Genomic DNA, 11568 nt, shown 5'->3' with positions numbered 1-11568 from the left:
CGCTGCGGGCGCGGCCACCGGGTCAGTCGGCGGCGGAGGCGGGCACGGGGACCGAAGCGGTCCCACCGGGCTCGCACTCCTCGGGGTGAGACCGCGGCACGCGGAGTTCCGCGATGGCGGTCTCGAAGTCTTCGAGTGTGTCGAACGCCTTGTAAACGGACGCGAACCGGAGGTACGCGACCAGGTCGAGTTCCTGCAACGGGCCGAGTATGGCCAGACCCACGTCATGGGTGGTCAGCTCGGCGCTCCCGGTGGCGCGCACCGCCTCTTCGACCCGCTGGCCGAGTTTGGCGAGGGCGTCCTCGGTGACCGGCCGCCCCTGGCACGCCTTGCGCACGCCGGAGATGACCTTGGTACGGCTGAAGGGCTCGGTCACCCCGCTGCGCTTGATCACCATCAGTGAGGCCGTCTCCACCGTCGTGAAGCGACGGGAGCAGTCGGGGCACTGGCGGCGCCGGCGGATCGACGTGCCGTCGTCGGTGGTCCGACTGTCGACGACACGACTGTCGGGGTGCCTGCAGAAGGGGCAGTGCATGGTTCCCTCACCCTCCTCTTGGCACGACTGAATCACCCCACGAGACCCCTGAACGGCAGAGTCGAAGCTCTGTCGGGGGGCTCATGAAGCAGCCACAAGCATATGCGATGCCGGGGGCCTCGGCAGACCGAGGACCACAACCTCTGGGTGGCAGCGCTCATCCAACCACTAGATCTTGGGTTGTGGTGGATTTACGTCGCTCCGCGTGTCGCGGTGCCCGATGGCCTGATCCGGGGCCTCGCGGTGCCACACTGGGCCCGGACCCGGACGGTGGCGACCCGACCCGGAAGGGTACCGTAAGCAGTGACTCCGGAGCCGAACCTCCGTTCGGTCCAGACGGCCCGCCGATCACCTTCCGGCCGCCCATACACCCCCCGGTGTGAACACGGTGGGTGATCTGCGATTTTTCACTCGAACGTGTGTTTGGCGCAACCTTTCGAAAGCAACTACCGTTGTCCAGCTAGGGAGAACATTTCGAGAGGGGCCGACGTGACCACCACCGCAGACAGTGCCACCATCACTGCCCAGAACCGCTCCCAGAGCCGACTTGAGCCGGTGCATGCCATGAACGACGCAAGCCTGAACCCGGAGGCGGAGCCCGCACGCCCCGCACGCTCGCTGCCAGGGCGACCTCCAGGCATCCGCGCCGACAGCTCCGGGCTCACGGACCGGCAGCGGAGGGTCATCGAGGTCATTCGCGACTCGGTGCAGCGGCGGGGCTACCCGCCGTCGATGCGGGAGATCGGCCAGGCCGTCGGCCTGTCGAGCACGTCGTCCGTCGCACACCAGCTCATGGCTCTGGAGCGCAAGGGCTTCCTGCGCCGTGACCCGCACCGCCCCCGGGCGTACGAGGTACGCGGCTCCGACCAGCCCAGCTCGCAGCCCACGGACACCACGGGCAAGCCCGCGGCCTCGTACGTCCCGCTGGTCGGCCGGATCGCGGCGGGCGGCCCGATCCTCGCCGAGGAGTCGGTGGAGGACGTGTTCCCGCTCCCCCGCCAGCTGGTGGGCGACGGTGAGCTGTTCTGCCTCAAGGTCGTCGGAGACTCGATGATCGAGGCCGCGATCTGTGACGGCGACTGGGTCACGGTCCGTCGCCAGCCCGTCGCGGAGAACGGCGACATCGTCGCCGCCATGCTCGACGGCGAGGCCACGGTCAAGCGGTTCAAGCGCGAGGACGGCCACGTCTGGCTGCTCCCCCACAACGCCGCCTACCAGCCGATCCCCGGCGACGAGGCCACCATCCTCGGCAAGGTCGTCGCCGTACTGCGCCGGGTCTGAAGCCCCGCGCCCTCATCCAGCCCTGGGACCCACTGCGCCGGTCCCAGGGCTGTTTCTTTGCGAGTGCGCTTCTACTTGCCCTCGGCCTGGGCGGAGGCGTCGATCGCCGCCAGTGAGCGACGGACCTGGTTGCGGTCCGTGGTGTACCAGAAGTCGGGCAGCGTGGCCCGCAGGAAGGTCCCGTACCGGGCCGTGGCCAGCCGGGGGTCCAGGACCGCGACCACGCCCTTGTCCCCGGTGGCCCGTACGAGACGGCCCGCGCCCTGGGCCATCAGGAGCGCCGCGTGCGTCGCCGCCACGGCCATGAAGCCGTTGCCGCCGCGCTCCTCGACCGACTTCTGCCGGGCGCTCATCAGCGGGTCATCGGGGCGCGGGAACGGGATCCTGTCCATGACCACCAGCTGACAGCTGGGTCCGGGGACGTCCACGCCCTGCCACAGGGACAGGGTTCCGAACAGGCAGGTCTTCGGATCGGCCGCGAAGTTCTTGATCAGCTCGCCCAGCGTCTCCTCGCCCTGGAGCAGGATCGGGTTCTCCAACCGGCCGCGCAGCTCCTCGGCAGCCGCCTTCGCGCCGCGCATGGAGGAGAACAGGCCGAGGGTGCGGCCGCCGGCCGCCTCGATCAGCTCGGCGAGCTCGTCCATCATGTCGCCACGGGTGCCCTCGCGGCCGGGGGTGGCCAGGTGCTTGGCGACGTAGAGGATGCCCTGCTTGGGGTAATCGAACGGCGAGCCGACGTCCAGGCCCTTCCACTGCGGTACGTCGTCCCCCTCCACACCCTCCGGGGACAGCCCGAGCGAGGCCGCGACCCCGTTGAAGTCGCCGCCGAGCTTGAGGGTGGCCGAGGTCAGGACCACCGAACGCTCCGCGAACAGCTTCTCGCGCAGCAGGCCGGACACCGACAGCGGGGCGACCCGGACCGTGGCACCGAAGCGGTCGTGGCGCTCGTACCAGACGACGTCGTACTCGGATCCGTTCACGATGCGCTCCGCCACGCCGTGCACGCTCTCCACCGCGGCGAGGGCCTGCTTGCGGACGGCGTCCTCGTCCTGCACGGACTTGTCGCGGGTGTTGCCGATCGCCGAGATCACATTGCGCGAGGCGTCGCGCAGGGCCATCAGTGCGTAGCCGAGGTCCTCGGGGATCTCCTCCAGCCGGCCCGGGAGGGCCAGCTCCATGACGCGCTCGAAGGTCTCCGACGCGGTCTGCAGGGAGTCAGCGGTCTTCTCGTCGACCAGCTTCGCAGCCCGCTTCACGGCACGGTTCACCTGACCGGGGGTGAGCTCGCCGGTGGCGACGCCGGTCACCCGGGAGACCAGCTCGTGGGCCTCGTCGACGATCAGCACCTCGTGCGAGGGGAGCACCGGGGCACCCTCGATGGCGTCGATGGCCAGGAGCGCGTGGTTGGTGACGACCACGTCCGCGAGCTTGGCCCGCTCGCGAGCGGCTTCAGCGAAGCACTCGGCTCCGTACGCGCACTTCGTCGCGCCCAGGCATTCGCGGGAGGAGACGGAGATCTGCGACCAGGCCTTGTCCGAGACGCCCGGGGTCAGGTCGTCGCGGTCGCCGGTCTCGGTCTCGTCAGCCCAGTCGCGCAGGCGCAGCAGGTCCTGGCCGAGCTTGCTGGTCGGGGTGGCCGCCTCGAACTGGTCGAAGAGGCCTTCCTCCTCGTCCTGCGGAGCACCCTCGTGGAGGCGGTGCAGGCACAGGTAGTTGGAGCGGCCCTTGAGCATGGCGAACTGCGGGCGGCGGCGGAGCTGCGGATGCAGCGCCTCCACCGTCCGGGGCAGGTCGCGCTCCACGAGCTGGCGCTGGAGGGCCAGCGTCGCCGTGGCCACGACCACGCGCTCACCGTGCGCGAGGGCCGGCACCAGGTAGCCCAAGGACTTACCGGTGCCGGTACCGGCCTGGATGAGGCGGTGGGAGTTGTCGTCGATCGCTTCGGCGACGGCTTCGGCCATGGCCACCTGGCCGGGGCGCTCCGTGCCGCCGACGGCGGAGACGGCGGCGTGCAGCAGGTCGGGGAGGGAGGGCTTCGTCATAGCACTGCCAACCCTACGGGGCGCCACCGACATAGACCGCACCGGCGAGGACTCATGGCCGGTACAAGGGGTTCGGCACGGTGCCGTGCTGGACGGCGTGCGGACGGTCGGGGCGGTCGCGGTAACCGTCCTCGTAGAGCCGGTTCCGGTTGAGACAGAGCCGCCCGATGCGTTCGCCGAGGAGGTCGAAGAGCGCGTAGCGCTCCTTGAGCTCCGGGAAGCGGGCCTGGTGGCGCAGGATCTCCGCTCGAACGAGGGACCAGAACTCCTCCTCCGGGACCTCCAGCCGGTCCTCGCAGAGAGCGGAGAGGTAGCGGAAGACCCCGACGAAGAGCCCGGAGTGGATGAACTGGGGCAGGAAGTCGGCGGGCTCGCGGAGCAGCACCGCGCGGACCTCGTCGGGCATGGAGGCGAGCTCGGGCAGGGGCTCGTCGCTGATGTTGATGTCGTCCACGAAGTCCTTGACCGCGAGCCGGACCGGCACGTCGTGCTCGTCGAAGATCACGATGACGTTCTCGCCGTGCGGGGAGAAGACGGTGCCGTAGCGGTAGAGGAAGCGGAGCAGCGGGGGCAGCAGGGCCGCGAAGAGGTGCCCGAGCCATGCGGCGGGGGCCAGGCCGGAGCGGGCGACGAGCTCGGCCGTGAAGGACCGGCCGCGGGGGTCCGTGTGCAGGAGCGAGGCGAGGGTACGGGCCCGCTCGCCGGGGGCGAGATGGCCGGTCAGCGGCTCGCGCCAGATCGCGCCGAGGAGCTCCTTGTACTGGTACGGGACCTCGGGGAGCGCGTCGTAGACGGGATGGCGCACGGTGACGGAGGCGACCTCGCCGAGCAGGATCACTCCGCATTCGTCACGGAGGAAGGGGTCGCCGTCGCGGAGCGAGTGGATCCAGGCGGTGACGGCGGGCGCGGCCAGGGCCAGGTCGGAGGGCAGGCCGCGCCAGACCATGGTGTTGAAGACGGAGAGCGGCAGTTTGACGCTGTGGCGCTCGGGGCGGGTGAGGTTGAGGAAGGTGCGGATCGACTGCTGCGGAAGACGGAGGTCGGGGTCGGCGGGGAGCGGCACCAGGGTGCCGGCGGCGAGGGCGGGGGCGAAGAGGGGAAGCAGGACCTCGTCCCACTGCCAGGGATGGACGGGGAGGTAGAGGTAGCCGAGCGGGTCGAAGCCACGGTCGCGCAGGGCCCGGTCGAAGACGGCGCGGGTTACCGGGTCCAGCTCGGCGGAGTAGAGGCGCGCGGGATCTTCCAGGCCGGCGGTGCCCCGGTACTGCGCAAGGGAGGTGTGGGCGGCGAGCCAGGGCAGGCGCTGGGGTTTGCGGGCCTCGGGGGCCCAGGCGGCGGTGTCGGAGGCGGAGAGTCCGATGCGGCCCTTGTTGAGGACGAGCCAGGGGTGGCCGGTCTGGTGGCCTTCGAGGGCGGCGTAGTCGAGGTCGGCGAGGACGTCGGCCGTGAGCGCTCCGTGGTCGATGCGGGCGTCGGCGGCGAGGGTGGCGCTGAGCTCGCGGACCAGGTGGCCGAGGGTGGCGCCGTCGAGGCCGAGGAGGGTGCGGGTGCGGATGAGGAAGGCGTACGGGTCTGCGAAGGCGGTGGTCTGGCTCCCGGGGGTGGTCGGAGTTCCGGCGGGGGCTGGTGCGCCGGTGGGGGCCGGTGCGCCGGTGGGGGCCGGGGGCTCGGCCGAGGTGCGTGGCGGGGTGAGGGTGATCGTGTCGGGGGTGACGTGCCAGCTGCCGTAAGCACGGCGGCGGGCCCGGAAGCCGAGGCTGCTGCCGTCGTCGAGGGTCAGGGTCCACGCGTCACCGGCGGCGGCCGGAGCGGGGACCGGTCTGATGATCTCCTCGTACGCGAACTCGCCGAGCATCTTGGCGAGGAGCCGACGGGCAGCGAAGCCCCAGGTCGGGGAGTTCAGTTCGGGTGGGGTGCGCGGGTGCTGGGGGGACGGGGGCACGGCGTCCGAGAAGTGGGGGCCGGCGGAGTCGGGGGCTGCGGAGAAATTCGGCACGGGACTCCTCGGAGATCGGGAACTTTGCTGCGCGACGCAGAGTTTTCGAAGTGAGAGGTGCGGAGGACGAGGAAGGGCGGGACGGGCGGGCTTGAGGGATCCGGGACTTGCGGGGCAGCACTCAGAGGAGATTGCGCAGAGCCCGCTCGCGGATCATCAGAGCCGCACGCTTGCCCGGTAGTTCGATCTCCGAGGAACAGCGGAAGCCGGAGCTCAGGAAGGCTGATACGGAGGGGGTGTTGCGGATGTCAGGTTCGGCGATGACGCGCATGCAGCGAGGACGGTTGTCGAGCACCAGGTCTGCGACGGCGCGCAGGAGCGCGGTGCCCAGACCCCTGCCACGGTTCGTGCCGTCTCCGATGAGCAGGTGGATACCCGTGTCGTGGGGGCGCGCCGGGTAGTACGCGGAGAGCGGGTCGAGGTCGGCCCGGTAGATCTCCCAGTAGCTCATCGGCGTGCCGTCGAGGAGGCCGAGGCACGGGATGCTGCGGCTGTCCCCGTCCAGCTGTGCCCGCATGTGGGCTGCGGTGACGGCGGCGGGGCCGGCGAGTTCCCAGTAGGCGGCCACCTCCGGGTCGTTCATCCAGCGGGTGAGCAGCTCCAGGTCACGGCCGAGGCGGAGCGGTTCGAGGCGGAAGGCTCCGGCCCGCGTGGTGACACCGCCCCAGCTTGCCGGGGAGTCGAGCAGATCCGCTTCGGCGAGCAGCGGCAGCAGTTCGGCGGTGAGACGCGGCTCGGCGCTGCGGGGCGCATCGGTGTGGAAATCGGTGGAGGGCATCGGGGCTCTTCTCCGTGTCGGTGGTGACGCGTCAATCGTGAAGGGGGTTGGCGATGGTGACGTAGACGGATTGGGTGTCGACGGGGCCGACGAGCTCGTCGAGGCCACCCAGGCGGGTGAGCAGATTCGCCTTGCAGCGCAGGGTGGGTGAGTCGAGCAGCCGCGCGGGGAGCGGTCCGAGGTCCGAGGCCTTGCCGAGGAACCTGCGGAAGGCGGCGAGCAGGACGCGTTCGTCGGCGAGCCGCTGGGATCCGAAGGCGCCGATGAGACCGAGCACGTTGTTGATGCCGAGGTAGTAGGCGAAGCGTTCGTCGGTGACGGCGTCGGAGACGAAGGTGTCGCTGGCGGCGCCGATACCGGGGAGCCGGTGTTCCAGTTCCGCGCGGCGGGAGGCGCGGAAGTAGTAGCCCTGGTTGTCGCGGTAGCGGCCGCCGACCGGCCAGCCGGCCGGGTCGAGGAGGACCAGCGTGTTCTGCTGGTGCGCTTCGAGGGCGATGCCGGCGAGCGCGTCGAAGGCGAGGACCGGCAGGACGACGTGGTCGAGGTAGCGCAGGAACCACTCGGCGGAGACTGCGGAGATCGTCCGCCCGGTGGTGGCGGCGAGACGCGAGACGGTTTCGGCGAGCCGGGAGCTCATGGTGGTCCGCCCCGGCCACGGGCGGGGTGCGGTGAGTGCGGCGACGCACAGGGCGTCGTCGCCCGAGCGGAAGGGGTTGTGGCGCAGCAGGACGTCGAGGCCGGGGACGGGGGTGCCGTCCGCGGCGTTCACGGCCACCCAGGCGGGGTCGCGGACGATGTCGAAGCCGGGGTGGGCCGCCTGCCACCGCTCCGCGAGACCGGTGCGGAGCAGCCGGTGGACTTCGACGCCGCGGCGGAGTTCCTTGCGGAGGTTCTCCCGGCGGGAGTTGGTGATGCGCAGGCCCAGGGAGAGCTTGAGCATCGCGGGGGCGCCGGGCCGGTGGACGGTACGGATCGAGGAGGTGGGGTACCAGGGGTCGCCGTACGGGCCCAGGTCGTGCAGGAGTCCCGCGTCGCGGAGGGCGGTGACGGCGGGGCGCTGGAGCAGGTCGCGTGCCTGCCAGGGGTGAAGGGGAAGGGGGGTGGTGTCCTCGGGCACGGGGAGCCCGGGGGCGAGGCGGCCCAGCAGCCGGGCGGCGGAGACCGGGCGGCCGCGTTCGGTCCAGGCGGAATCGGTGGCGAGCGCTGCGGGCGCGACCGCCACCCAGTGGAGGGGGAAGGAGCCGTGGAGTTCGGGTGAGTAGCGGCGCACCTCGGCTTCGGAGAGGCCTTCGCGGCTCTTCGGGGTCGGGTGCAACGGGTGGCCGAGAAGGAGGGATTGTTCGGCGGTGAGGAACAGGTCCGCGGCGACGGAAGCCGGGGCGGTCGGCCGTCGGCGGCGGTCGGAGATGAACTCGGCGGTCCGGTGCACCGAGTCGGCGACCCGGCCGACGAGGTCCGCACCACCGGGAGCGGGGTTGCCGGAAACGTCGCCGCCCCGGACGGCACGGCCCTCGCGGGAGATGAGCGCGGCGAGGGTGACGGCGTCCACGGCGGGGGCGTCGACAGGGGCGCCTTCGAACAGGGCCGGGCCGAAGCGGTGCCAGCCGGCGGCCGACCAGTAGCGGACGGCGACGAGCAGGACGGCGCCCGATGCGGGGAGGGGGACGCGCAGCACCGGCCCGGCGGGCTGCCCGAGCCCGGTCTCGCGGACCCAGCACCGCAGCAGGTTCTCCACCGAGGCGGCCTCGGCGGCGACCACGGGGTCGGGGTGGTCCAGCGGGTCGGCGGCTCCCGTCCGGGGTCTGACGGTGCCGTCGTTCTGCCGGGGGACGGTGGCGCCGGCCTCCCCGCCGAGCCGCGGCTCGGCAGCCACCCAGGGCGTGCCCGGGCCCGGCATGCCCGGCAGCACATCGGCCGGGCTGCCGGCGGAGGCAGGAGACGCGGAAGCCGGTTCCTGGGGCTGCCCCGCCGATTCGGCGATGCCGGGATCCGCCGGGGACGGCTTGTGGCGTGCCTCGTCCGGCGTGCCATCGGCTGCCATGGCGAAGCCGCCGGAGCCGGAGGCCAGGGGCAGCGCCGCCGCCTGAGACCCACCCGGCGTGGCCACCGGCGCGGGGCACAGCCCGGCCGGGTTCTCCGGAGTGAGGGGGACGGCCGGGTCGGCGAAACCGCCGGTGGATGGGCGGGCGCCGACCGGGCACGGTTCGGCCACCGCTCCCGTGCCGGCCCCCGGGAAGCCCGGCGCCGACAGAGCCCCCACCGGGTCCGTCAGCGTCAACGCGCCGACGAGGCCGGGTGTGTCCGGGTGGGCCACGCCGAGAGCGGCCGGTGATCCCGGCGGCTCGGACAGGATCCGGGCGGGACGGGCCGAAGGCGATGCGTTCACGGCCCCGGCGACCGGCGCCGAGGTCCAACCCTCCGAAGCCGCGAGAGGGGTGGGCCGAGACGGCTCGCCGCGGACGGAGGCCGACGAACTCGGGGTCGACGGGGACTCCGTGGGACCGCTCGGGGACAACACGTCCACGACTCCCGCTGGAACTGCCGGGTGCGCAAGCTCCGGGGTGCGGGACGGGACCGGTTCCAGGGAGTGGGCGTCCACGCCGGGACCGTCCGGACCGGAGGGCCGCATCGGCGAGGGTGCGGCCGCGCCGGTGGAGGCCGCCGAAGCGGGAACGGGCGAGAGCCACGCGAACCCACTTCCTACAAGGGGCGGGTTACCCGGGGCCAAGGCCGGAGCCGACGGGGTGCCCGACGCCGGGCCAGCTGGGCTGGCCGGGCTGGCGAAGTTGGCGAAGTTGGCCCGGATGCCTGGGTCGGCCGTGCTCGCCGGGCTGATCGGGGCGGTCGGGGGCAGCGCAGGCTTGCTTTCGGGGGTCGGTGGGGGGAGCGCTGGGGCGGGGCTCCCTGTGGCGGTTGCCACGCCCGGGGTTGGGGCGGCGGATGCCGGCGGTACGGGCTCGCCGCCCGCGCCGGGCGGGATATCGGGACCGGCCGCCGAGGGAGGCGGCGCCGACCCGCTGGGCGCGGCGGCAGAGGCCACGGACCCGCTCCCTCCGGGTGACGAGGGGAGGCGGGACGGGAGGACCGATGCCGAAGGCCCGGCTGTCGGGATGACCCAAACCAGCGCAGGCTCGATCTTCGTGGAGGACGCGCCCCCGTAGGCAGAGGGCGACTGCACTGGCGGCGGCAGAAGCGGCCTTCCGGGAGCAGCGGGAGGCAGCGGGGCGGTGCGAGGCAGCGGGGCGGTGGGCACGGAGCGGAAGTCGGGGAGCCCTGGCGTGGACGGGGTCGAAGACCCTGCCGAAACAGCCTCAGGCGACACGAAGGCAGGCCCGGGCGGTGACCCAGAGGCAGGTTCGTATGCCGACCCGGAAGCGGGTCCGGAGGGAGGTGCGGACGTGGACCCGGACCTGGACGCGGACGGGGACAGGGACCCAGAGTCAGGGCCGGGGGCAGCTCCGGATGCGGACTCGGAGGCAGGTGCGGACGCTGACGCGGACTCGGGCGCGGACTCGGGCGCGGGTCCGGAGGGTGGGGGCAGGGGGTGGTTCGGCTGGGGCATGGGGGTCCTTAGCGGCGGAGGGCGGCGGCGGGGATGGCGGCGGCGAGGCGGTCGAGGACGGCCGCGGCCTGTTCGTCGGTCAGGGTCAGGGGAGGCAGGAGGCGGACGACGCTGGAGTGGCGACCGCCGAGTTCGACGATCAGGCCGCGGTCCAGGCACGCCTGACGGACGGCCACCGCGAGGGCGGGAGCGGCCGCCCCTGTATCGGGGTCGATCAGTTCGACGCCGAGCATCAGGCCGCGGCCCCGTACGTCCCCGACACAGGAGTGGGCCGGGATCAGGCCGCGCAAGGAGCTCAGCATGCGCGCGCCCAGCGCGTCCGCCCGTGCCGCGAGGTCGTTCTCCCGGACGTAGGCCAACGTCGCGGTGCCCGCGGCCATGGCCAGCTGGTTGCCGCGGAAGGTGCCGGCGTGGGCTCCGGGGGCCCACTGGTCCAACTCCGACCGGTACACGATCACCGCGAGCGGCAGGCTGCCGCCGATGGCCTTGGACAGCACCATCACATCGGGTACGACCCCTGCGTGGTCGACGCCCCAGAAGGCCCCGGTCCGCCCCACCCCCGTCTGGACCTCGTCGGCGATCAGGGGGATCCCGCGGGCCGCCGTGATCTCCCGCATCCTCCTCAGCCAGGCGTCCGGTGAGGGGTGGACCCCGCCTTCGCCCTGCACCGGTTCGACGATCATTCCGGCGGGCGCGGCCACCCCGCTCTTGGGGTCGTCCAGGAGGCTCTCCGTCCAGCGGGCCGAGAGTTCCGCGCCCTCGGGCCCCCCGACCCCGAACGGGCAGCGGTAGTCCTGCGGATACGGCAGCCGGGTCACCCGTACGTCCGCCGCCCCGCCCGAGACCTCCAGCGCACCCGCCGTCATCCCGTGGTAGGCCCCGGTGAAGGCGAGCAGTCCCGACCGGCCGGTGGCGGTCCGGACCAGTTTCAGCGCGGCTTCCACGGCGTCGGTCCCGGCCGGTCCGCAGAACTGGATGCGGGCATCGGCCGCCAGCCCCGCGGGCAGGTTGGCGAACAACTCGGTGGTGAAGGCGTCCTTGACCGGCGTCGCGAGGTCCAGGACGTGCAACGGGGCCCCGGAGTCCAGGACTCCGCGGATGGCTTCGAGCACCACCGGATGGTTGTGGCCGAGGGCCAGGGTGCCGGCGCCGGAGAGGCAGTCGAGGTAGCGCCGTCCGTCCGCGCCCTCGATGGTCAACCCCCTTGCCCGTACGGGGACGATGGGCAGGGAGCGCGCGTACGTCCGCGCCGCGGACTCCCGTTGCGCCTGCCGCCGCAGGATGCCCTCCCCCGGTCCGGTCCGGGGGGGCGGGGGGGGCCGCGCGGCGGCTGAGGAGGGGGCGCCCGCGTCCGGGAGGGCGTTGTGGGGCGGG

7 protein-coding genes are annotated in these 11568 nt (G+C 72.7%); 1 reads left to right on the top strand and 6 read right to left on the bottom strand.

Annotation, left to right across the window (positions count from 1 at the left end; translation table 11 throughout):
- Window positions 1-22: 22 nt before the first annotated feature.
- Window positions 23-535 (bottom strand): transcriptional regulator NrdR, encoded by a 513-nt coding sequence (gene nrdR / locus ACFXDJ_RS13410; RefSeq protein ID WP_384651380.1) that lies wholly within the window; start codon window positions 533-535, stop codon window positions 23-25.
- 489 nt (window positions 536-1024) lie between these two features.
- Here nrdR and lexA point away from each other — a divergent pair, with 489 nt between their 5' ends.
- Window positions 1025-1816, top strand: coding sequence for a transcriptional repressor LexA (lexA, locus tag ACFXDJ_RS13405; RefSeq protein ID WP_328301175.1), 792 nt, complete (start codon window positions 1025-1027; stop codon window positions 1814-1816).
- A gap of 71 nt (window positions 1817-1887) precedes the next feature.
- Here the strand turns inward: lexA and ACFXDJ_RS13400 are convergent, their stop codons facing one another.
- The 5 genes from ACFXDJ_RS13400 to ACFXDJ_RS13380 all read right to left on the bottom strand — a co-directional run bounded on the left by ACFXDJ_RS13400 (window position 1888) and on the right by ACFXDJ_RS13380 (window position 11477).
- A complete protein-coding gene (locus ACFXDJ_RS13400; protein WP_384651378.1) occupies window positions 1888-3858 on the bottom strand; it encodes an ATP-dependent DNA helicase in 1971 nt (656 codons plus the stop codon).
- 52 nt (window positions 3859-3910) lie between these two features.
- Entirely contained in the window at window positions 3911-5854 is a 1944-nt protein-coding gene (locus ACFXDJ_RS13395; protein WP_384651376.1) for an IucA/IucC family protein, read from the bottom strand.
- 121 nt (window positions 5855-5975) lie between these two features.
- Window positions 5976-6632, bottom strand: coding sequence for a GNAT family N-acetyltransferase (locus ACFXDJ_RS13390; RefSeq protein WP_384651374.1), 657 nt, complete (start codon window positions 6630-6632; stop codon window positions 5976-5978).
- A 31-nt stretch (window positions 6633-6663) separates the two neighbouring features.
- Entirely contained in the window at window positions 6664-8673 is a 2010-nt protein-coding gene (locus ACFXDJ_RS13385; protein ID WP_384651431.1) for an IucA/IucC family protein, read from the bottom strand.
- 1529 nt (window positions 8674-10202) lie between these two features.
- Window positions 10203-11477: a diaminobutyrate--2-oxoglutarate transaminase family protein gene (locus ACFXDJ_RS13380; protein ID WP_384651430.1), complete on the bottom strand. Its 1275-nt coding sequence runs from the start codon at window positions 11475-11477 to the stop codon at window positions 10203-10205.
- Between the last annotated feature and the right edge of the window lie 91 nt (window positions 11478-11568).

It is taken from the genome of Streptomyces sp. NPDC059443 (assembly GCF_042750105.1).
GTDB lineage: Bacteria > Actinomycetota > Actinomycetes > Streptomycetales > Streptomycetaceae > Streptomyces.
The sequence above is the reverse complement of the archived record's forward strand: the minus strand, read 5'-3'. Positions and strand labels throughout refer to the sequence as shown.